The 22151-nt window shown below is 69.3% G+C and carries 19 protein-coding genes; 10 read left to right on the top strand and 9 right to left on the bottom strand.

All coding sequences use genetic code 11. The features are described from left to right. Position 1: 1 nt before the first annotated feature. Positions 2-1369, bottom strand: a complete 1368-nt coding sequence (locus tag ACE3Q2_RS11630; protein WP_231693998.1) for a glutamine synthetase family protein — start codon at positions 1367-1369, stop codon at positions 2-4. A 134-nt stretch (positions 1370-1503) separates the two neighbouring features. Between ACE3Q2_RS11630 and ACE3Q2_RS11625 the strand changes: the two genes are divergently transcribed. The 10 genes from ACE3Q2_RS11625 to msrB all read left to right on the top strand — a co-directional run bounded on the left by ACE3Q2_RS11625 (position 1504) and on the right by msrB (position 11621). Next, complete coding sequence (locus tag ACE3Q2_RS11625) at positions 1504-2274, top strand: gamma-glutamyl-gamma-aminobutyrate hydrolase family protein (protein WP_231693997.1); 771 nt, start codon at positions 1504-1506, stop codon at positions 2272-2274. A gap of 4 nt (positions 2275-2278) precedes the next feature. Continuing rightward, the gene (locus ACE3Q2_RS11620) at positions 2279-3664 is read left to right on the top strand and encodes a glutamine synthetase family protein (protein WP_231693996.1); all 1386 of its coding nucleotides are present in this window, start codon (positions 2279-2281) and stop codon (positions 3662-3664) included. A 16-nt stretch (positions 3665-3680) separates the two neighbouring features. Continuing rightward, positions 3681-5054, top strand: coding sequence for an aspartate aminotransferase family protein (locus ACE3Q2_RS11615; RefSeq protein ID WP_374474155.1), 1374 nt, complete (start codon positions 3681-3683; stop codon positions 5052-5054). Between the two features lie 95 nt (positions 5055-5149). Further along, entirely contained in the window at positions 5150-6286 is a 1137-nt protein-coding gene (locus tag ACE3Q2_RS11610) for an extracellular solute-binding protein (RefSeq protein WP_374474154.1), read from the top strand. Between the two features lie 54 nt (positions 6287-6340). After that, positions 6341-7438, top strand: coding sequence for an ABC transporter ATP-binding protein (locus tag ACE3Q2_RS11605; RefSeq protein WP_231694165.1), 1098 nt, complete (start codon positions 6341-6343; stop codon positions 7436-7438). A gap of 8 nt (positions 7439-7446) precedes the next feature. Further along, positions 7447-8355, top strand: coding sequence for an ABC transporter permease subunit (locus ACE3Q2_RS11600; RefSeq protein ID WP_374474167.1), 909 nt, complete (start codon positions 7447-7449; stop codon positions 8353-8355). Beyond that, complete coding sequence (locus ACE3Q2_RS11595) at positions 8352-9197, top strand: ABC transporter permease subunit (RefSeq protein ID WP_374474152.1); 846 nt, start codon at positions 8352-8354, stop codon at positions 9195-9197. The genes ACE3Q2_RS11600 and ACE3Q2_RS11595 overlap by 4 nt, the downstream gene beginning before the upstream one ends. A gap of 4 nt (positions 9198-9201) precedes the next feature. Continuing rightward, positions 9202-10560, top strand: coding sequence for an NAD-dependent succinate-semialdehyde dehydrogenase (locus ACE3Q2_RS11590; protein WP_231693991.1), 1359 nt, complete (start codon positions 9202-9204; stop codon positions 10558-10560). A gap of 129 nt (positions 10561-10689) precedes the next feature. After that, positions 10690-11139 carry a hypothetical protein gene (locus tag ACE3Q2_RS11585; RefSeq protein WP_374474150.1) on the top strand — a complete coding sequence of 150 codons (450 nt, stop codon included), beginning with the start codon at positions 10690-10692 and terminating at the stop codon, positions 11137-11139. Positions 11140-11174: 35 nt separating this feature from the next. Next, on the top strand, positions 11175-11621 hold the full coding sequence (msrB, locus tag ACE3Q2_RS11580) for a peptide-methionine (R)-S-oxide reductase MsrB (RefSeq protein WP_374474148.1): 447 nt from the start codon (positions 11175-11177) through the stop codon (positions 11619-11621). A 9-nt stretch (positions 11622-11630) separates the two neighbouring features. On the opposite strand, the gene ACE3Q2_RS11575 is transcribed toward msrB, so the two are convergent. From ACE3Q2_RS11575 to ACE3Q2_RS11540, 8 genes are all read right to left on the bottom strand, one after another. After that, positions 11631-15353, bottom strand: coding sequence for an EAL domain-containing protein (locus ACE3Q2_RS11575; protein ID WP_231693987.1), 3723 nt, complete (start codon positions 15351-15353; stop codon positions 11631-11633). Between the two features lie 3 nt (positions 15354-15356). Beyond that, a complete protein-coding gene (locus ACE3Q2_RS11570; protein ID WP_374474146.1) occupies positions 15357-18131 on the bottom strand; it encodes a CHASE domain-containing protein in 2775 nt (924 codons plus the stop codon). 204 nt (positions 18132-18335) lie between these two features. Beyond that, a complete protein-coding gene (locus ACE3Q2_RS11565) occupies positions 18336-18644 on the bottom strand; it encodes a hypothetical protein (RefSeq protein ID WP_374474144.1) in 309 nt (102 codons plus the stop codon). A 119-nt stretch (positions 18645-18763) separates the two neighbouring features. Next, entirely contained in the window at positions 18764-19042 is a 279-nt protein-coding gene (locus ACE3Q2_RS11560) for a hypothetical protein (RefSeq protein WP_374474142.1), read from the bottom strand. A 255-nt stretch (positions 19043-19297) separates the two neighbouring features. After that, positions 19298-21292 (bottom strand): hypothetical protein, encoded by a 1995-nt coding sequence (locus ACE3Q2_RS11555; protein ID WP_374474141.1) that lies wholly within the window; start codon positions 21290-21292, stop codon positions 19298-19300. Positions 21293-21327: 35 nt separating this feature from the next. Further along, positions 21328-21531, bottom strand: coding sequence for a hypothetical protein (locus ACE3Q2_RS11550; RefSeq protein WP_374474139.1), 204 nt, complete (start codon positions 21529-21531; stop codon positions 21328-21330). Between the two features lie 12 nt (positions 21532-21543). After that, the gene (locus tag ACE3Q2_RS11545) at positions 21544-21735 is read right to left on the bottom strand and encodes a hypothetical protein (protein WP_374474137.1); all 192 of its coding nucleotides are present in this window, start codon (positions 21733-21735) and stop codon (positions 21544-21546) included. 55 nt (positions 21736-21790) lie between these two features. Further along, positions 21791-22081 carry a hypothetical protein gene (locus ACE3Q2_RS11540; protein WP_231693930.1) on the bottom strand — a complete coding sequence of 97 codons (291 nt, stop codon included), beginning with the start codon at positions 22079-22081 and terminating at the stop codon, positions 21791-21793. Between the last annotated feature and the right edge of the window lie 70 nt (positions 22082-22151).

Below are 22151 nucleotides of genomic sequence, written 5' to 3'. Positions count from 1 at the left end.
GTCAGACCTGCCGCAGGTACCAGTCCACTTCCAGCGTGGTGACTTCCCGGTTGAAGCTGCGCAGCTCCTTCAGCTTCTGCTGCCCGAAGATGTGCCGGAAGCGCTCGCCGAAGTGGCGCAGCACGAAGTCGCTGGCCATGAAGTCGCGCAGGGTGTCGCGCCAGTAGAGCTCGCGGTGCTCGGTCTGCTCGTAGGCGTTGCCCACGATCGGCGCGCCCGGGTCGCCCTTGTCCTCCAGCCCCTGCAGGATGCCGGCCAGCACCGCCGCCGTGACCAGGTAGGGGTTGGCGTCGGCGCCGGCGATGCGGTGCTCGATGCGCACGTTGGCGGGGTCGCTGTGCGGGATGCGCATGGCCACCGTGCGGTTGTTGAAGCCCCAGGCGTCGTTGAGCGGCACGAAGGCGTTGAGCACGAAGCGGCGGTAGCTGTTGGCGTGCGGCGCGAACAGCAGCATGCAGTCGGTGCTGGCGCGCTGCAGGCCGGAAACGGCGTGGCGCAGCGCGTCCGAGGGCGCCTCCGGCGTGCAGGCGAAGACGTTGTTGCCGGCGGCGTCGAGCAGGCTCACGTGGATGTGCGTGCCGCTGCCGGCCTGGTCCACGAAGGGCTTGGCCATGAAGCTGGCCAGCAGGCCCTGCTGCGCCGCCACGGCCTTCACCGCGCGCTTGAGCAGGATGGCGTCGTCGCAGGCCAGCACGGCGTCGGCGCGGTGCTTGAGGTTGATCTCGAACTGGCCCGGCGCGTATTCCGCCACGGCGGTGTCGGCCGGGATGCCCTGGGCGCAGCAGGCGCGCGTGACCGCGTCGGTGAAGCCGCGGTAATCGTCCAGGTCCTGCATGTAGTAGACCTGCGTGGTGCGGTTGCGTTCGCCGGTGGCCGGGTTCACGGAGGTCTGCGGCCGGCCGTCGGCACTGAGTTCCGCGTCCAGCAGGTAGAACTCCAGTTCCACCGCCACCACCGGCGTCAGGCCCAGGGCCTTGAAGCGTTCGACCACGCGCTTGAGCACTTCGCGCGGGTTGGCCTCGAACAGGCCGCCGCGGCCGTCTTCCATCTGCAGCAGCAACTGGGCGGCGGGGCGGGGCTGCCAGGGCACGGGGCGCAGGGTGCCCGGCACCGGGCGGCAGATGCGGTCCTCGTCGCCGATGTCGTAGCCCAGGCCGGTTTCCTCGACGGTGTTGCCGGTGATGTCGGTGGCGATCAGCGACATCGGCAGGCAGACGCCGTCGCGGTAGACCTTCTCCAGCGCGTCGCGGGTGATGCGCTTGCCGCGCATCAGGCCGTTCATGTCGGGCAGCAGCAGGTCGACCTGTTCGCAGTCCTTGAGCTGGTCGAGCACCTTGGCGTCGTCGGCGGGCAGGGCGAGTTGGGTCATGACGGGGCATCCACGGAGGTGGCGGGAGCATACCACCGGCGCCGATTTGTAAAGAATCCTCATCATTTGGCCCCTCGCGTTGATAAAATCGAACGCCCGGAGTAAGGTCGGGCATCCCCTCGCCGAGCCCCTGTATGCGTCGAGCCCCGCTGGTCGGCCTGCCATGCGATCGCAAGCAGATCGGGCACCACCCGTTCCAGGCGGTGGGCGAGAAGTACATCCGGGCGGTGGTGGACGGGGCGGGCTGCCTGCCCGTGCTGCTGCCCTCGCTGGCGCCGCCGCTGGACCTGCGCGCGCTGCTCGGTTCGCTCGACGGCCTGCTGCTCACCGGAGCCTACAGCAACATCGAACCGCACCATTACGGCAGCGAGCCCAGCTTCGAGGGCAACCTGCACGACCCGGCGCGGGACGCCACCACCCTGGGCATCGTGCCCCTGGCCATCGAGCTGGGCCTGCCGGTGCTGGCCATCTGCCGCGGCCTGCAGGAAGTGAACGTGGCCCTGGGCGGCAGCCTGCACCAACGGGTGCACGACATCGTCGGTTTCGCCGACCACCGCGAAGACCCCGACGAGCCGCTGGGCGTGCAGTACGCGCCTTCGCACGTGGTCGAACTGGCCGAGGGCGGGCTGCTGGCGGGCATCGCCGGCGGTCGCGAGGCCTGGGTCAATTCCCTGCACGGCCAGGGCATCCGCCGCCTCGGCGCCGGGCTGGTGGTGGAAGCCACCGCGCCCGACGGCCTGGTCGAGGCCGTGCGGCTCGACCGCGGCCGCCCGGACGCCCCTGATCCATTCCTGCTCGCGGTGCAGTGGCACCCGGAGTGGAGGGTCACCGAGAATCCCTTCTACCTGGGCACCTTCCAGGCGTTCGCGGCGGCCTGCCGCGCACGCGCAGAACACAGGCAGTAGCCCCATGGCCAAGAAGAAAGAACCGCCGAAGACCGAGCAGGAACAGCAGGAAAGCACGCTAAAGCGCTGGCTCAAGGACCGCCGCATCACCGAGGTCGAGTGCCTGGTGCCCGACATCACCGGCAACGCCCGCGGCAAGATCATCCCGGCCGCCAAGTTCTCCCACGACTACGGCACGCGCCTGCCCGAGGGCATCTTCGCCACCACCGTCACCGGCGAGTACCCGGACGAATACGACGACCTGGTCAGTCCCTCCGATTCCGACATGGTGCTGCGCCCGGACCCGGAAACCATCCGCATGGTGCCCTGGGCCACCGACCCCACGGCGCAGGTGATCCACGACTGCTTCACCAAGGACGGCCGACCGCACGAACTGGCCCCGCGCAACGTGCTGCGCCGCGTGCTGGCGCTGTACGAGGGACTGGGCCTGCAGCCGGTGATCGCGCCGGAGCTGGAGTTCTTCCTGGTGCAGCGCAACACCGACCCGGACTTCCCGCTGCAGCCGCCCGCGGGCCGCAATGGCCGGCCGGAGACGGCGCGGCAGTCGTATTCCATCGACGCGGTGAACGAGTTCGACCCCATCCTCGACCTGATGTACGACTACTGCGAGGCCATGGACCTGGACGTGGACACGCTGGTGCACGAGTCCGGCGCGGCCCAGCTGGAAGTGAACTTCGTGCACGCCGACCCGATGTCGCGCGCCGACCAGGTGTTCCTGTTCAAGCGCACCATGCGCGAGGCGGCGATGCGCCACGGCATCTACGCCACCTTCCTGGCCAAGCCCATGGAGAACGAGCCGGGCAGCTCGATGCACATCCACCAGAGCCTGCACAGCCTCAAGACCGGCAGGAACGTGTTCTCCACCGGCAAGGCCGGCGCCCACACAGACATCTTCATGAACTACATGGGCGGCCTGCAGAAATACGTGCCGGCGGCCATGGCCTTCTTCGGCCCGAACGTGAACTCGTACCGGCGCCTGGCCTTCGGCGAGGTTTCGCCCAAGAACGTGCAGTGGGGCTACGATAACCGCACCTGCGGCCTGCGCGTGCCGCTCGACACGCCGGAAAACGCCCGCGTCGAGAGCCGCTTCGCCGGCTCCGACGTCAACCCCTACCTGGCGCTCGCGGCCACGCTGGCCTGCGGCTACCTGGGCATCAAGGAAAAGCTGCAGCCCACCGAGCCGCTGGCCGGCAGCGCCCACGCCAAGGGCTACGACCTGCCGCGCTCGCTGGAAGAGGCCATCGCCGAGCTGCGCGCCTGCAAGCCGCTGCGCCAGCTGCTGGGCGAGCGCTTCGTGCGCGCCTACACGGCGGTCAAGGACAAGGAACACCAGACCTACCTGCGCGTCATCAGTTCGTGGGAACGCGAATTCCTGCTGCTGAACGTCTGAACCCTCCGGAGCACCCATGGAACCGACCGACACCCGCACCCTGCAGCAGCTCGACGCCGCCCACCACCTGCACCCCTTCAACGACAACGCCGCGCTGGCCAAGAAAGGCACCCGCATCCTGACCAGGGGCGAGGGCTGCTACGTCTGGGACGCCGAGGGCAACAAGCTGCTCGACGCCTTCGCCGGCCTGTGGTGCGTGAACGTGGGCTACGGCCGGCGCGAGCTGGGCGAAGTGGCCTCGCGGCAGATGACCCAGCTGGCTTACTACAACAGCTTCTTCGGCTGCACCACGGAGCCCACCGTGCACCTGGCCGCCAAGCTGGCCGAGCTCACCCCGCACGACCTCAACCACGCCTTCTTCACCAATTCCGGCTCCGAGGCCAACGACACCATCCTGCGTTTGGTGCGGCACTTCTGGGCGGTGCAGGACCAGCCGAAGAAGAACATCTTCATCGGCCGCCACAACGGCTACCACGGCTCCACCGTGGCCGGCGCCAGCCTGGGCGGCATGAAGGGCATGCACAAGCAGGGCGGCCTGCCCATTCCCGACATCCACCACATCGACCCGCCGTTCTGGTTCGGCGACGGCGGCGAGATGGGCGAGGAGGAATACGGCCTGCACTGCGCCAAGCGGCTGGAAGACAAGATCCTCGAGCTCGGCCCCGACCGCGTGGCCGCCTTCATCGGCGAGCCCATCATGGGCGCCATCGGCGTGTACATCCCGCCGCGCAACTACTGGAAGGAAATCGAGCGCATCTGCCGCAAGTACGACGTGCTGCTGGTGGCCGACGAGGTCATCTGCGGCTTCGGCCGCACCGGCGAGTGGTTCGCCAGCCAGTACTACGACTTCCGCCCCGACGTGATGACCCTGGCCAAGGGCATCACCTCGGGCTATATCCCGCTGGGCGCGGTGATGTTCAACGACCGCGTGGCCGACGTGCTGGCCACGAAGGGCGGCGAACTCGCGCACGGTTACACCTACTCCGGCCACCCGGTGTGCGCGGCGGTGGCGCTGGAGAACATCCGCATCCTGCAGGACGAGCGCATCGTCGAAACCTGCAAGGCCGACACCGGCCCCTACCTGGCCGAAAAATGGAAGGCGCTGGGCGAACACCCGCTGGTGGGCGAGGCCCGCATCGCCGGCATGGTGGGCGCGCTGGAACTGGTGCCGCGCAAGCCGGCGCGCGAGTTCTTCCCGGACCGGGGCAGGGTGGGTCAGCTGTGCCGCGACATCGCCCTGCGCAACGGCCTGATCCTGCGCGCCACCAACGATTCGATGCTGCTGTCGCCGCCCCTGGTGATCAGCCGGGCGCAGGTGGACGAGCTGGCCGAGAAGGCCTGGAAATCGCTCGACATGACCGCGAAGGAGCTGGGCATGCCGACCGGCTGAGCCCGCCGCCCCGGCGAGCCGGGGCCGGCCGGGCCGTGTGTATGATGCAATCCGCAGGAACCGCTGTTTCATTCACCTTTTTGGGGAGAGAGCCGATGAAACTCAGGATGTCCGCTTTGCTTGTCGCCCTGCTCGCCGCCGGCTGCGGCCGCGAGCAGCCCGCCGACGGGGCCGGGGAACAGGCCGCCGCCGCGCCCGAGGCCGCGCCCAAGGTCCTCAACGTCTACAACTGGTCCGACTACATCGGCGAGGACACCATCGCCAACTTCGAGAAGGAGACCGGCATCAAGGTCACCTACGACGTGTTCGACTCGAACGAGGTGCTCGAGGCCAAGCTGATGGCCGGCAACACCGGCTACGACATCGTGGTGCCGTCGCTGACCTTCCTCTCGCGCCAGATCCAGGCCGGCGTGTTCCAGGAGCTCGACAAGTCGCGCTTCACCAACCTCGGCAACCTCGACCCGGCCTTCATGTCCCTGCTGGCCCAGAACGACCCCGGCAACGCGCATGCGCTGCCCTACCTGTGGGGCACCACCGGCATCGGCTACAACGTGGCCAAGGTGAAGGAAGCCCTGGGCGAAGACGCCCCGGTGGACAGCTGGGCGCTGGTGTTCGAGCCGGAGAACCTGGCCAAGCTCAAGGGCTGCGGCGTCGCCGTGCTCGACACCCCGTCCGAGATCATCCCGCCGGTGCTGCGCTACCTGGGCGAAGACCCGAACAGCTTCGACGAGGCGGTCATCCAGAAGGCCGTGGATCGCCTGAAGGAACTGCGCCCGCACATCACCTACTTCCATTCCTCGCAGTTCATCAACGACCTGGCCAACGGCGACATCTGCGTGGCGGTGGGCTGGTCGGGCGACATCATCCAGGCCCAGGGCCGCGCCGCCGAGGCGGGCAAGGGCGTCGAGGTCGCGTACTCGATCCCGAAGGAAGGCGCGCCGATGTGGTTTGACATGCTGGCCATCCCGAAGGGGGCCGCCAACGTCGACAACGCCTACCTGTTCCTCGACTACCTGATGCGCCCCGAGGTGATGGCCGGCGTGCAGAACTACGTGATGTACGCCAGTGCCAACCAGGCGGCGCTGCCGCTGGTGGACGAGGCCGTGCTCCAGGACCCGGGCATCTACCCGACCGAGGAGACCAAGGCCAAGCTGTTCACGCTGGCGGTGCTGCCGCCCGAGGTGGACCGCCTGTTCACCCGCCACTGGACCACCCTCAAGACGGGGCAGTAAGCCACGATGGCAGCCACGGCAAGCGGCGCCCTCGCGGGCGCCCCGAAGAACGACATGCTCGGTGCGGAGGGTTACCTCCGCATCGAATCGGTCCGCAAGGAATTCGACGGTTTCGTCGCGGTCGACGACGTCAGCCTGTCCATCCGCAAGGGCGAGATCTTCGCCCTTCTGGGGGCCTCGGGCTGCGGCAAGTCGACGCTGCTGCGCTGCCTCGCCGGCTTCGAGCGCCCGACCAAGGGGCAGATCATCCTCGACGGCCAGGACATCGTGGGGCTGCCGCCCTACGAGCGGCCCATCAACATGATGTTCCAGTCCTACGCGCTGTTCCCGCACATGAGCGTGGAGCAGAACGTGGCCTTCGGCCTGAAGCAGGACGGCATGGCCAAGGCCGACATCGCCCGCCGGGTGGAGGAAATGCTGGCCCTGGTGCAGATGGGCAAGTACGCCAAGCGCAAGCCGCACCAGCTTTCGGGCGGCCAGCAGCAGCGCGTGGCGCTGGCGCGGTCGCTGGCCAAGAGCCCGAAGCTGCTGCTGCTCGACGAACCCATGGGCGCGCTCGACAAGAAGCTGCGCTCGCAGATGCAGCTCGAGCTGGTGAACATCGTCGAGCGCCTGGGCGTGACCTGCGTGATGGTCACCCACGACCAGGAAGAGGCCATGACCATGGCCCACCGCATCGCGGTGATGGACGCCGGCTGGATCCGCCAGGTCGGCACGCCCGACGAGATCTACGAGCAGCCCAGCTGCCGCTTCACCGCCGAGTTCATCGGCTCGGTGAACCTGATCGAAGGCCAGATCAAGGACGACGAGAAGGACTTCGTCACCATCGCCAGCCCGGCCATGGAGCACCTGGTGTACGTCGGCCACGGCGTCACCGGCTTCGAAGGGCAGGCGGTGGCGCTGGCCCTGCGGCCCGAGAAGATCCAGGTGGACAAGGAAGAGCCCGCCCAGCCGCACAACAAGGTGCGCGGCACCATCGAGGACATCGCCTACTTCGGCAGCCACTCGGTCTTCCACGTGCGGCTGCCGGGCGGCACCAAGCTGCTGGCGAACATGGTCAACAGCCAGCGCTGGGCCAGCGAGAAGTTCACCTGGAACGACAGCGTCTGGCTGAGCTGGGGCGACCAGGCCGGCGTGGTGCTGACCTCGTGAGCCACAAGCTGCTGCGTTCCGTGCGCAAGCGCCTGCCGGGGTCGCGCTGGCTGGTGATCGCGGTGCCCTACCTGTGGATGCTGCTGTTCTTCGCCATCCCGTTCGCCATCGCGCTCAAGATCAGCTTCGCCAGCGCCGCCATCGCCATGCCGCCCTACACCGACCTGGTGCAGTGGGCCGGCGACAAGCTGCAGGTCACCCTCAACACCGCGAATTACCTGTACCTGGTTCGCGACAGCCTGTACGTGAACGCCTACCTGAGCTCGCTCGAGATCGCGGTGGTCTCCACCGTGCTGTGCCTGCTGGTGGGCTACCCCATCGCCTACGGCATCGCCCGGATGGACCCGGCCACCCGCAACGTGGCCCTGATGCTGGTCATCCTGCCCAGCTGGACCTCCTTCCTGATCCGCATCTACGCCTGGGTGGGCATCCTCAAGAACAACGGCCTGCTCAACAACCTGCTGATCGGCATGGGGCTCATCGACGAGCCGCTGCAGATCCTGCACACGCCGGTGGCGGTGTACATCGGCATCGTCTACGCCTACCTGCCGTTCATGGTGCTGCCGCTGTACTCGAACCTGGTCAAGCACGACAACCGCCTGCTCGAGGCGGCCTCCGACCTGGGCGCCAGGCCCTGGAAGGCCTTCCTCACGGTCACGCTGCCGCTGTCGAAGGCGGGCATCATCGCCGGCTCGATGCTGGTGCTCATTCCCGTGGTGGGCGAGTTCGTCATCCCGGAAATGCTGGGCGGCGCCGACACGCTCATGATCGGCCGCGTGCTCTGGCAGGAATTCTTCAACAACCGCGACTGGCCGGTGGCCTCGGCCGTGGCCATCGTGATGCTGGTGCTGCTGATCGTGCCCATCACCATCTTCCACCGCTACCAGTCGAAGGAAATGGAGTCGAAGCTGACATGAGCGCCGGCCGCGGCAATTCCGGCTTCACCAAGGCCATGCTGGTGCTGGGCTTCGTGTTCCTTTACGCGCCCATCCTCAGCCTGATGGTGTATTCCTTCAACGAGTCGCGCCTGGTCACGGTGTGGTCGGGCTTCTCGGTGAAATGGTACGGCGAGCTGTTCCGCGACCAGCAGATGATGGACGCGGCCTGGGTGAGCATCCAGGTGGCGTTCTGGACCGCCTGCGCCTCGGTGGTGCTGGGCACCATGGCGGCCATGGTGATGACGCGCTTCCGCCACTTCCCGGGCAAGACCCTGTTCGGCGGCCTCATCACGGCGCCGCTGGTGATGCCCGAGGTGATCACCGGCCTGTCCATCCTGCTGCTGTTCGTCTCGATCGGCCCGCTGATCGGCATCGGCGCCCAGCGCGGCATGCTCACCATCTGGATCGCCCACGTCACCTTCTGCATGGCCTTCGTGACGGTGGTGATCTCCTCGCGCCTGGGCGAGCTCGACCGTTCGCTGGAAGAGGCCGCCATGGACCTGGGCGCCAACCCGCTCAAGGTGTTCTTCGTGATCACCCTGCCCATCATCGCGCCAGCGCTCATTTCCGGCTGGCTGCTGGCCTTCACCCTGAGCCTGGACGACCTGGTGATCGCCAGCTTCGTCTCCGGCCCCTCGTCCACCACGCTGCCGATGAAGGTGTTCTCGTCGGTGCGCCTGGGCGTCAGCCCCAAGATCAACGCGCTGGCGACCCTGATGATCCTCGTCGTCACCGTCGCCGCCGTCATCGGCTGGTGGGTAATGACCCGCGAAGAGAAGAAACGCCAGCGCGACATGCAGCTGGCGCTGCAGAAGGGCTGAGGCCATGACCGTCGAAAACCGCGATCCCTGGACCGGGGAGGTCCGCGCCTATTCCATGATGAGCCCCGACGCCGTGGAGGCCCGGCTGGCCGCCGCCGCGCGGGCGTTCCCGGCCTGGGCGGCGCTGCCGCTGGAAAGGCGCGGCGAGCTGCTGCTGCGCGTGGCCGACGAGCTGCACGCCCGGCGCGAGGCCATCGCCACCACCATGACCGCCGAGATGGGCAAGCTGCGCCGCGAGGCCCTGGCCGAGATCGAGAAATCGGCCGGCGCCTGCCGCTACTACGCCCGCCACGCCGGCGACTACCTGCGCGAGGAGCCCATCGGCACCGAGGCCGCACGCAGCTACGTGCGCTACGAACCCATCGGCTGCGTGCTGGCGATCATGCCGTGGAACTTCCCCATCTGGCAGGTGTTCCGCTTCCTCGCACCGGGCCTGATGGCCGGCAACGTGGCCCTGCTCAAGCACGCCACCAACGTGCCCGGCTGCGCCGATGCCATCGCCGCGGTGCTGGCGGCGGCGGGCGTGCCGGAAGGCGTGTTCGGCGTGCTGCACATCGACAGCGAGCAGGCCGCGGCCGTCATCGCCGACCCGCGGGTGAAGGCGGTGACGCTCACCGGCAGCGAGCGCGCCGGCCGTTCGGTGGCCGCCACCGCCGGCAGGCACCTGAAGAAATGCGTGCTCGAGCTGGGCGGCAGCGACCCCTTCATCGTGCTCGAGGACGCCGACCTGGCGAAGACCGTGCCGGTGGCCGTGGCCTCGCGCTTCGGCAACGCGGGGCAAACCTGCATCGCCGCCAAGCGCTTCATCGTGGTGGAGGCGGTGGCTGACCGCTTCGTCCGGGCCTTCGCCGAGGCCGCCGCGGCCCTGCGCGGCGGCGACCCGAACGACGAAGCCACCACCCTGGCGCCCATGGCCCGCGCCGACCTGCGCGACGAGCTGCACCGCCAGGTGCAGGCCAGCGTGGCCAAGGGTGCGCGCGTACTGCTGGGCGGCGAGCCGGGGCAGGGCGCCACGGCCTATCCGGCCACCCTGCTCGACGGCGTGGCGCCGGGCATGCCGGCCTGGGACGAGGAGCTGTTCGGTCCCGTGGCCAGCCTGATCCGTGTGCGCGACGAGGCCGAAGCCATCCGGGTCGCCAACGACACCCCCTTCGGCCTGGGCGCCAGCGTCTGGACCGCCGACGCGGCCCGCGGCGAGCGGGTGGCGGCCCAGGTCGTGGCCGGCGCCTGCTTCGTCAATTCGCTGGTCAAGAGCGACGTGCGGCTGCCCTTCGGCGGCACCAAGGCCAGCGGCTTCGGCCGCGAGCTGGCCGGCCATGGCATCCACGAGTTCACCAACATCAAGACCGTCTACGTGGCCTGAGGCGGGGTCGCAATGATGTGAAAACCGGTTAGACTCGGCCCGTTGGCGTGGTCCGAAGGGGGCGGCCTGCCTGTTCACGGGAGGAGTCGCTTGGATACGAAAGCATGGCGGTCGCTGGCCGCAGGTGGAATGTTCCTGGCGTGCCTGGCCGCCGTTCCGGCGCCCGCGTGCGCCGATGACACGGCGGCCCCGGGCCGCGCCGAAGTCGAGGCCCAGCTCAGGCTGGCCGCCGAGGCCGTGGAAGCCGCGCGGGTGGAATTCGAGGCCCGCGACGTACAGCTCAAGGCGGCCAGGGCGAACCTGACCCGGGCCGAGTCGGCGCGCAACGTCGCCGCCGAGCGGCTGGCGGAAGCCCAGGCCCTCGCGGCCCAGGGCAAGGCCACGCGGGCGCAGGTGGACGAACTCAAGGCCATGGTCCAGCGCGCCATTGCCGGCGTGGGCGAGGTGCGCGCCGAGATCGCCGCCGCCGAAGCCGCCATCACCCGGGCGCAGGCCACCATCGCGGCCGCGCAGTCGGCGGTGGCCGCAGCGCAGGAAGGCGTGTCCGGCTACCTCGGCGCAGCCGGGGCCGAGGGCTGACCGGCCCGTACGCGGGCCGGTTCGCAGCGGCACGCATGCACACCTGGAAGGACGTCATCGAACGTTGCGCGCGCGGCAACCCGCCGCCGCCGGCGCGCGTGGAGCGCAGCCCGGCGCAGTGGCGGGAGCTGCTCGCGCCCGAGGTCTTCCGCATCACCCGCGAGGCGGGCACCGAGCGCGCCTTCAGTTCGCCCCTGTGCAGCCTGTTCGAACCCGGCCGCTACGGCTGCGCCTGCTGCGGCACGCCGCTGTTCGACGCCGGCAGCAAGTTCGAATCGCACAGCGGCTGGCCTTCGTTCACGGCGCCGCTGGCCGACGCCGCCGTGGCCTACCGGATGGACGACAGCCACGGCATGCGCCGCGTCGAGATCACCTGCAATGCCTGCGACGGCCACCTGGGCCACGTGTTCCCGGACGGCCCGCCGCCCACCGGGCTGCGCTTCTGCGTCAACGCGCTGTCGCTGCGCAAGCTGGGCGACTGAGCGCCCGCCTCAGGGCGCCGGCGCGTGGGGCTGGCGCCGCGCCGCGGCGAACTGCGCGAAGGCCTCGGCCTCGAGCGGCCGGCTGTAGTAATAGCCCTGGATCTCGTCGCAGCCGCGCTCCCTGAGCAGTGCCAGCTGTTCGGCCGTTTCCACGCCCTCCGCAATCGTGCCCATGCCCAGGCTGTGCGCCATCTGCACGATGGCGCTGACGATGGCCAGGTCGTCGCCGCGCGCGGCGAGTTCGCGCACGAAGGACTGGTCGATCTTGAGCTTGTCGACCGGGAAGCGCTTGAGGTAGCTCATCGACGAGTAGCCGGTGCCGAAGTCGTCGATCGAGAGCCGGAAGCCGGCCTGGTGCAGGGTTTCCATGGTGGCGCGGGCGCCCTCGGGGTCGCGCAGGGCGACGGCCTCGGTGAGCTCGAGCTCGATCCAGCGGGTCTCCAGGCCAGCCTCCTCGGCGATGCGCTGCACGGTGCCCGGCAGGCCGGGCTGCGCGAACTGCGAGGCGGTCAGGTTCACCGCCACCGTGAGCCCCCCGAGGCCGGCGTCCTGCCACTGCCGCAGCTGCCGCGCCGCGGTGCGCAGCACCCATTCGCCGATGCCCACGATCAGGCCGTTGGCCTCGGCCAGCGGCACGAACTCGCCCGGGGAAACGTCGCCCCACTGCGGGCTGCGCCAGCGCAGCAGCGCCTCGGCGCCGATCAGGCTGCCGTCGTGCAACGAGTACTGGGGCTGGTAGGCCAGGCGCAGCTCGCCGCGGCCGATGGCCTGCTTGAGCGCGGTGGTGAGCGCCAGCGCGCGCACCGTGTGTTCCTGCATGGCCGGGGCGAAGAAGCGGTAGCCGTTGCGACCCTCCTGCTTCACCCGGTACATCGCGGCCTCGGCGCAGGCGCCCAGCGCCGCCACGTTGGCGCCGTCGCCGGGGTACAGGGCGATGCCGATCGAGCCGCTGATGATCAGCTCCTCGCTGCCCAGCGAAATCGGCACCTGCAGCGTCTCCAGCAGGCGCGCCGCCAGCGCCGCGGCCTGCTCCTGGCCGGCGCCCGGCATCAGCACGGTGAAGTCGTCGCCGGACTGGCGCGAGGCGATGTCGTGCTCGCCCAGGTGGGTGCGCAGGCGGTTGGCCATCTCGCGCAGCAGCAGGTCGCCCAGGTCGTGGCCGAGCGAATCGTTCACCGCCTTGAAGTTGTCCAGGTCGAGCCAGAGCAGGGCGGCGCTGCCCCTGGACTTTTCCGCCGCGGCCAGCGTGGCCTGGAACTGCTCCTCGAACCGGGCGCGGTTGGGCAGGCCGGTGAGCTGGTCGAAGTAGGACAGTTCCTGGATGCGTTCGGCCGCGGCGCGCCGGGCAGTGATGTCCTCCTTGTGCGACATGTAGCCCACCACTTCGCCGCGGGCGTCGCGCAGCGGGTAGACCTGCGCGGCCTCGAAGTAGTCGGTGCCGTCCTTGCGGCGGTTGATGAATTCGCCGTGCCAGGCCTCGCCGCGCAGCAGGTGCGCCCACATCTCGTGGTAGGTCGTGGGCGGGGTGCGCCCCGATTGCAGGAAGCGCGGGTTCTTGCCCAGCACTTCGGCGGCGTCGTAGCCGCTGATGGCGGTGAAGGCCGCGTTGACGTATTCGACGCGCCCACGGGCGTCGGTGATCAGGATGGCCGACGGGCTCTGCGACACCGCCGAGGACAAGCGGCGGATGGTGGACTCCTGCCGCAGGCGCTCGGTGACGTCGCGGGCGGACATGTAGACCAGGTGGTCACGGGGGCGGGCGCGCCATTCGATGTCGCGGTAGGTGCCGTCGCGCGAGAGGTAGCGGTTGGCGAACTCCACGCGCGCGCCGGCACCCGCCAGCTTCTCCAGGGCGGCGGCCGTGGCGGCGCGGTCGTCCGGGTGCACGAAGTCGAGCAGGCGGCGGCCGGCGAGGCGTTCGGAGGGATAGCCCAGCAGTTGCTCCCAGGCGTGGTTCACCCGCAGGAATTCGCCCTTGGCGTCGACAATGCTGTAGAGGTCGAGGTCGGACTGGAAGAAGTAGTCCATCTCCTCCTGCTTTTCCTGCAGCAGCTTCTCGTGGCGCGCGCGCGAGGTGATCTGCCAGAGCGCATCGCCCACCAGTTGCAGCGTTTCGATGTCGCCTGGCCCGTAGGGAGCCTCCCGGTTGGCCACCAGCAGCAGCAGTCGCGGCCGGCCGCCCTCCATCACCGGCAGCGCCAGGAAGCGCTGCAGCGGCGGGTGGCCGCCCGGGAGCGCCGCCTCGTCATGCGGTCCCTCGTTGCGAACCAGCGGCTTCTGCCGGCGCACCGCGTCGGCCCAGTTGCCGGCCATGGCGAGCGGGAAGTGGCTGCCGTCGGCGGCCGCCGTCCCGGCGCCGGGCGGCGTCCAGGCCAGCAGGGCCAGGGATTCATGGGCCTCGTCCACGGCGTGCAGGAAGGCCAGACCGCTGCCGGTCAGGCGCCGCGCCACGTCCACGCCGTGCTGCAGGAAGGCCGCTTCGCCCAGCGCGGCCGCCTTGCCCGGCAGTTCGAGCAGGGCCTTGTTGAGCCGTGCCTCGTGTTCGATGGCGGCCTGCTTCTCGACCAGTTCGGTGACGTCGCGCGACAGCACCAGGAAGTGGAACTGGCCGTCGTCGCCCACCGGCTTGCGGGCCACCGACAATTCGAAGCGGCGCCGGCCGGAGGGAACCTCGAGCTCGATGCGCGTGCCCACGCTGCGGCCGTTCCGGCGCGCCTCGGTGATGGCCGCCAGGCAGGCCTCCGCCGCGGCCGGCGGCATCACGTCGCGCAGGTTGCGTCCGGCCAGGCGTGGGGGCGGGGCCAGCAGGTCCTGTTCGCCGCTGGCGTGGATGTCGAGGTAGTTGCCGTCGGCGTCCATTTCGAACAGCAGGTCGGGCAGGGTGTCGAGCGTGGCGCCCAGGCTGGCCCGTGAGTTCCTGAGTTCGAGGTAGGGCGAACGCACCGCCTCCAGGAACAGCGCGCGGTATAGGAACAGGTAGGCGATGACCTTGAGCACGTGCCCGGCCAGCGCATAGGCGTCGTTGATGCTGCCGTAGCTGGCGAAGAAGTAGCCGCTCATGGCGCTGGCGCCCGCCGCGCCGAGCAGGCCGCCCGTGTGGCGGGTGCGCGGCCTGCGCAGTTCCAGCGCCAGCACGGCCGCGGCCACCAGGGCCGCCAGGGCCAGCGCATATTCGACGGCCAGCTTGGTGGCGGTCAGGCCTTTGCCCGGGACGAACAGCTCGGGCAGCAGGTCCATGCGCGTGAGCACCAGCACGTGCCCCAGCGCGACGATGGAAAGCACGATGGCCAGCGCGCCGGCGCGGGGCGTGGACGAGTCGTGGTTGGCGGGCAGCAGCGTGGCCACCAGCAGCGCCGCCGCGGCCATCCCGCGGGCGAACAGCCAGAAATACAGGGTCTTGTCGTGGGTGTTGTAGCCCAGGAAGGCCGGCATGCCGGTCAGGGAAAGCGTGTGCGCCAGGTCGAACAGCGCCACGCCCAGGAACAGGCAGCCGGTCCAGAGCATGCGCCGCGAGGGGCGCAGCAGCTGGGTGCTCCAGCCCAGCGCGAACACCATCGCCGCCACCGCCACCGCGAACATCTCGAGCACGTTGTGCAGCGGCACGTAGAAGGGCAGCCCCGCGCCCGGTTTCACGACGGGCAGCATGTCCAGCACCAAGATGCCCAGCAGCAGCACGGCCAGCGTGGCGAACGCGGCGTTGGCTTCCTGGCGGTGGCTGGGGTGGATGAACAAGGCTCAGGAGCCCGCGGGCGGGTCCGGGTCTTCGATCAGCCCCAGCACCGGTGCCTGCTCGCCCTCGCTCGCCAGCGTGGCGTTGACGCCGATTTCGACCCGGCTGCCGTCCGGGCGCGCCGCGCTGATCACGGCCTTGACCGCCTTCGCCCGGCCGCCGGTGAGGTCGGCCAGCGCCTGGCCGATGACCTCGCGGTGCGCGGGCTCGGCGATGTCGGCCAGGCGGCGGCCGATCAGCCGGTCTGGGCCGGGCAGGCCGAGGATCTCGCCGGCACGCAGGTTGGCGTAGCGGATCACGCCCTCCTGCACGATGAAGGCGCCGACGCGCGAGCGATCCACCAGGGCGCGGAAGCGCTCCTGCGCTTCGGACTGCTGCTTGCGGAAGGCATGGGCCTCGGACTCGATGCCGAGCTTTTCCACGGCGAAATTCACGTTCGAACCGATCTGCTCTACCAGCTGGCGGACGTCGCCGCCGCTCCAGCCAGGCTCGGTGGAGAACAGGCTGAGCACGGCGAACGGCCGGCGGCCGCGCAGCAGCGGCAGGCAGGCGCCGGTGCGCCAGCCCAGGCGCGCGCCGAGGGCCTGCCAGTCGCGGGCCTGCGGATTCTCCTGCAGGTCCTCGATCCAGACCGGGCGCAGTTCGCGCGCCGCGATGCCCTCGGGGCCGCGGCCCGAGGGCTCGCCGGGGTCCACCGACACCGCCAGCCCGCGCACCGCGTCGGCGCCTTCGCCGCGGGCGTAGGCGGTGGTGACCGCGCCGGTGGCCGGGTCGATCAGGCCGACCGAGGCGGTGTCGAAGCCGCCGTGGCGCACCAGCACGTCGCAGACGCGCTCGAGCAGCTCGGCCTCGCTGGCGCAGTGCACGATGGCCCAGTTGCACTCGCTCAGCGCCGCGTACAGCCGGTTGAGCTGCTCGATGCGCAGCCGTGCCTGCTTGCGCTCGGTGATGTCGGCCGCGACGCCGTGGATGCCGCAGATGCTGCCGTCGGCGGCATGCACGGGTTCGCCGCGCGCCAGCATCCAGCCGTGGCTGCCGTCGGCGCGCACCATGTCCAGCTCCAGCTCGTAGGGCGTGCCGTTCTCCAGCACCCGCGCCACCGCCGCCTGCAGCGTCGCGTAGCTGGCCTCGCCGAAGATGGCGCGCTGCTGCTCGAACCCGGGCGCCTTGCCCTCCGGTTCGACCGGCAGGCGCAGCATGCGGTAGAGCTGCGGCGTCCAGGTGACGCGGCCGCTGGCCTTGTCCAGGGTCCAGCTGGCGAACTCGGCGATGCGCTGGGCTTCCTCGAGCTCGGTGCGGCTTTGCCGCAGCGAGTCCTTGAGCGCCTTGTCGGCGGTGATGTCGGCGTGCGTGCCGATCATGCGCAGCGGGGTGCCGGTGTCGGAACGGTCCACCACCATGCCGCGGTCGAGCACCCAGATGTAGTGGCCGTCCTTGCAGCGCAGCCGGTGTTCGCAGGCGTAGCTGCTGCTGCGGCCCTGCAGGTAGTCGTTGACGGCGGCGAGCGTGCGCTCGCTGTCCTCGGGGTGGATGCGGTCGGACCACTCGCTCAGGGTGTTGCCCATCTCGTCGGGCGCGAAGCCCAGCATTTCCTTCAGGCGCGGCGAGTACCAGACCGTGTCGTCGGCCAGGTTCCAGTCCCAGAGGCCGTCGCGCGAGCCTTCGACGGCGAATCGCCAGCGGAATTCGCTTTCCTCGAGTTGCTTTTCCCGGCGCCGGATGGCTTCGGTGAGGGTGTGCGCGAGTTGCAGCCCGCGCTCGCGGGTCCGGGCCAGGGACATCAGCAGGCCGAACAGCAGCACGCTGAGCAGGGTGCCGCCGGCCGCCGTGAGCCAGGCCGGCAGGTAGTCCAGGCCCGGGGCCGAACTGCTGCGGTTGAATTCCAGCAGCCAGGGCCTCCCGTGGAAGTCGAGCTTCCGGCGCGCGGCCACGGGCGTGGCTTCGCCCGGGGCGCCGCCGCCGGCGGCATTGGCGCTGTCGTAGAGCAGGTGGGCCGGCTCGTGGGTGTCGCCGTCGTAGATGCGCAGGTGCAGGTAGCGGCCCTCGGCCGTCTGCCAGTCCTGGAGCACGCCGGCCATCAGGTCGTTCATGCGGTAGGGGCTGTAGACCCAGCCGAGCAGGGCGTCGCGGCGTTCGCCGGACGTCGCCGCCGGGCTGTGCCTGTCGTAGACCGGCACGTACATCAGGGTGCCGGCCTGCACTTCGCTGCCGGTTTCCTGCACCAGCACCACCCTGCCCGAGAGCGAGGCTTCGCCGGTGTCGCGGGCCCGCTCCATCGCCTCGCGGCGCACGGGCTCCGAGAACATGTCGTAGCCGAACGCGCGAAGGTTCCGGTCCCGGAACGGTTCGAGGTAGATGATCGAGCTGTACAGCGCGCGCGGCCCCTCGGGGTGTACGCGGTAGTCGGGGAAGCCCTCGGCCCTGACTGCGGCCTCGTGGGCGGTGAGCTCGCCGGGGGCGATGGCCAGCGCGTAGCCGATGCCCTGCACGCCGGGCACCAGCGAGCCGGCCTGGAATTCGTCCACGAACTGGCGCCACTCGCCGCGGTTTACCTGGCCGCTGGCGGCGAACAGCCCGGCGCCGCCGCGCAGGATCATTTCGTAGGCGCGCAGCCGCTCGGCGATCTTGAGGGTGACTTGGTCGGCGGCGAAGCCGAACTGCGCCGCCGCGTCCCGTTCGATGTCCCGGCGGACTTGCCAGGCGCCGACGGCGGTCGCGACCAGTCCGGCGCCCAAGGCCACGCGGGCGACCAGGACGGCGGAGCGCTGGACTTCGGGCATGGGGATCGCAATGTGCTTGGGTTGAGAAAAAGTATCAGATTTGCGTTGGAGCGAGCGCGCCGGGCGCAAAAAAAAGACGCCCGGGGCGCGGGCCCCGGGCGTCTGGTTTGGTGGAGGTGGGGGCCGTCGCAAACCGGTGTCGGAGCCTTCAACTGCGCGGCTTTGAGACAGGACAGAGCGGGGCGTACCCCCAAATCTACCCCATCAAAAACTCATTGAGCAGAGGTTGATGTCGCCGTGGTAGACCATCACGGCTTTGGACAGGATGTCTCGGCCCAATAGGCCGTGCATACCTTGGGCTGAGAAATCAGCGCAAATCACGGGGATGGCATCGACGATGTGCCACGTGCCATCCATTAGCGGAATCATGATGCGAGCATCATACTGCGGCATCACCACAGGCGTGCCTTGAGTGGAAGGCGTGTGCACCGGCACTTGACCCGTCTGCATCAACCCTAGCGCTGGAATCATGCTGGTGCACAGATTGGTGCCGGAAGCGCCGGTATCGATCAAGAGCCTGAGGTTCTGAGGCGCAGGAACCGGGTGTCCAGCTGCGATAAGCGCTCGCTCGTGAGCCTGAGTGACCCCTACGTAAAGGGAGACAATCGGCCCCTGCGCCGTGATCTGAACGTTTACTGTCGACACAGTTGAAGCGGTCTCGAGTAGGAGATCGAATCCTCAATTTGCGTAATCTTCTTCACCAAGAACGGAGTCAGGCCTGCCTTGCTGTAACCGGCCTGGATCGCGTCAGAGTACGCAGCATAGGTGCCAACAATTTCATCGCCAATGACGAGTGCGAACTTGCCTTCCTGCGCCAACAGCTCAGGGAGCGCCTTTTGGAAGGCGGCATTTTCTCTCTGCAAGTTAGACATGATCTGTGACTCCTTTTGCTCGACGGCAGTCAGGTACACGGTGTGCACCTTCCCGATCCCCAGTCCGTCGGCGAGCGAACTCTAACAGCTTGGCGGAATGGGGAAAATAGGCCCTGGCGAGTACACACTAGCACTCGCAGTAGATATGGGAGATGTACGAAAAGTGATAGTCGGCGCAGTTAGTAGGGCTACTAAACGTTCAGGTTTTCCCGCAGTTGGCGGCTCGGCTCCAAGGGCCTGCACCCATCAGATGAACGGTGCCGCCCAGGAAGCCCAGGCGGCGCCGGGGGTAGCTCAGAAGCGCCGTGCCACCGCACGCTGGCCGGCGCGGTACATGTCGGCCCTGATCTGGTCCTGGGAGCGGCGATTCACTGCGCCCTGGACGTGGAAGGCGATGTTCTGCGTCACTCCGCCACGAATCGCCGCGGTCTCCCGCGCCGGCGTCACCATGCCGGCGCCCATCGGCCTCACGAGCTCCGGACCCTCCTCGCCGACCAGGTAGGCCTTGCCGGGGTACATGGGCCCGCCGCTTGCGCGCGCACCGCCGAAGGCTCCGAAGATGCTTCCCAGGAAGTCTCCGAAGCCGCCGCCGCCCTTGCTGCCCATGCCGCCCAGGAGCTGCTCGGTCCACTGCTCTGCAACCATGCGGGCCATCTGGGCGATGAAGGTATCGGCCAGGTCGGTGATCGCCTCCTTGCCGCCCTTGCGGAACGTCAGCACCGCGGCGAGGTTGTCTTCGAAGGCCGCGCGCAGGTCGTCCAGGTTGCGGATCAGGCCCTCGTTGGCGATGGCGTCCTCCAGCTCCTTCTGCGCCCTGATCTGCTCCTCGGTGGCCGCCACGTCGCGCAGGCGGGCCTGCTCGAGGAGGTCGAGCGAGGCGGCCAGTTCCTCCTGGCTGAGGCCGGCCAGCTCGGCCAGGGCGATGAGTTCATCCTCGCGGCGGATGTAGTCGAGTTGCACCTGGGCTAGCGGGCCCTCGAGCTCGGCCCGTAGGTTCTCGGTGGTGAGCAGGAAATCGGCCTGGGCGCGATTGGCCTGGGCGATCTGGTCCTCCATATCCCGGGCGGCCTGCTCAGCTGCGCGGGCGGCCTCAGCCGCGGCTCGGTCGGCTTCACTGCGGCGGTTGCCGCCACCTTCGCCGAAGCCGGGGCCCGCGTTGATCACGACGGTCTCGCCATCGCGCATCGGCGTGCCGCGCGGTCGGCCACGGCCCGGGGCCGGCGGGTCGATCCACTGCACGACGCCGCCCGGCTCATTGGGCCCGGGGTCGATCCCGAGCTGCTGCCGGGCGCGCAGGGCCAGCTGGTGGTTGGCCTCGGCGAGCCGATCATTCTCGGCAAGGAGCTGGTCGATGTTCGCCTTGTAGGTGGTGCCCCCCATCGGGTCGAGCAGGAGGTTTTTCACCTCGCCCAGGATGGCCAGGCGGTTGCTCATCATCTCGATGCTGTTGCCGGCGCCCTTGGCGATGTTGCCGATGCCGCGGATCGCGTCGGCCAGGTCGCGCGCCACCTCGACCATGCCGCCGCCCTCGCGGATGGCGTCAGTGAGCGAGTTGGTCAGCTCGATGATGTCGGGCAGGAGTTCGGTGGCCAGCGTCAGCGCCAGGCCGTCGGCCACGCTGCGCAGGTCGCTGAGGCGGTCGTTCAACTCCTCGGCGTCCTTGCCGGCGCCGGTGGACAGTTCCAGCCCCAGCCGGCGCGCGCGCTCCTCGAGTTCGGCGATGCCCTCGGCCCCGGTGTTGAGCAGCGGGATCAGGTTCGAACCGGAGCGCCCGAAGGCCTCCATGGCGATGGCCGACTTGTCGGCGCCGTCGGGGAGCTTGGCCAGTTCGCCGGCAATCTCGCGGAAGACCTCGCCGGTGTCGCGCAGGGTGCCATCGGCATTCTGGAACTCGATGCCCAGGCGCTTGAACAGGTCGATGTTGCGCTCGGCGCCTTGGGCGGCATCGGCCTGGAACCGGGTCAGGCGGCCCAGGCCGGCCTGCAGTTCGCTCAGCTCCACGTCGGCCAGCTTGGCCGCGTACCCGAGGGTCGAGAGGGATTCGGTGGTGACGCCGATCTTCTGGGCGGTCTTGCTCAGCTCGTCGGCCTGGTCGACGGCGCGCTTCACGCCGGCCCCGATGGTCACCATGGCGCCCACCACGGCGGTGGCGGCGACGGCCATGCCCTTCTGGATGTTCTCGCCCATGCGCTGCAGCCGGCGCTCGATGGCCTTGGCGCGCTTGTCGCCCTCGCGCTCGGCTTGCGTCATGCCCTTGGTGAAGCCGCCGACCTTGGCGACCAAGTCCACCGTGAGCGTCCCCAGACTCCTCGCTGATGCCATGCTCAGCCTCGCTTGATCGTGTTGTGGTGGTACAGGAAGGCCCGGACGTTCTCCGGGTCGTTGCTCGCGTAGAGGAAGCTCCCGCGGGCGTCAAAGAGGGCGAGCTGGCCGCACCATCGCCGCGCCTGTTCCTGGTCGCGTGCCTCGCGCAGCTTCAGGCCCTCGCGCGCGGTCATGCTCTTGAGCTGCTCGGTGTTGATCGTCATGCGGGTCGGCTCCTAGTTCGGCCGGCCTTCGGCCAGCACCTGCACTTCGATTCGCTCGACGGCGCCGCCCGGGAAGGTCAGGACCAGCGTGACGCGCTCGGGCGTGTTGGCCTCGGCGTTCACCTCGAGCGGGATGGCGTCGTGACGGCGGCAGGCGGCGGCAACCTCGGAGCGCGCCTGCTCACGGATCGCCGCCGCCGCCATGCGCGGCCACTCAGGAGGGCAAATCAGCAGCCGCGCCCCTCCAAACTCGTCGTGATCAGCTGCCACGGGCATCCCTCCCGGCCTTCACCATGAGCTGCCAGTCGCCGCTACTGCCCGGCACCGCGCGCGTGGGCCGCACCGCGTGCCAGGCGCTTCCCTGGTGCGTCACGATGTGGCCGCGCTCGTAGTCGCCCGAGGGCTGATAGACGCCGACGTACTTGATGCCGTGGGCCTCCAGGGCGGCCAGCCGGTCCTCGATGGACTTGAGCCGCTGGCCCACCGGTTTGAGCGCGCGGGCCAGGTAGTCCTGGATGCCGGCGGCGAACTTGATCGCGTTGAAGCTCATGGGCGAGCTCCCGTCAGAAGTTCGCGCCGGTGAGCACCACCACCGCGTTGGAGCGGGCCCGCTTCCAGTT

Source organism: Arenimonas sp., from assembly GCF_041913985.1.
In the GTDB taxonomy this organism is placed as follows: Bacteria; Pseudomonadota; Gammaproteobacteria; order Xanthomonadales; family Xanthomonadaceae; genus Arenimonas.
This window is presented reverse-complemented; position numbering and strand designations above follow the sequence as displayed.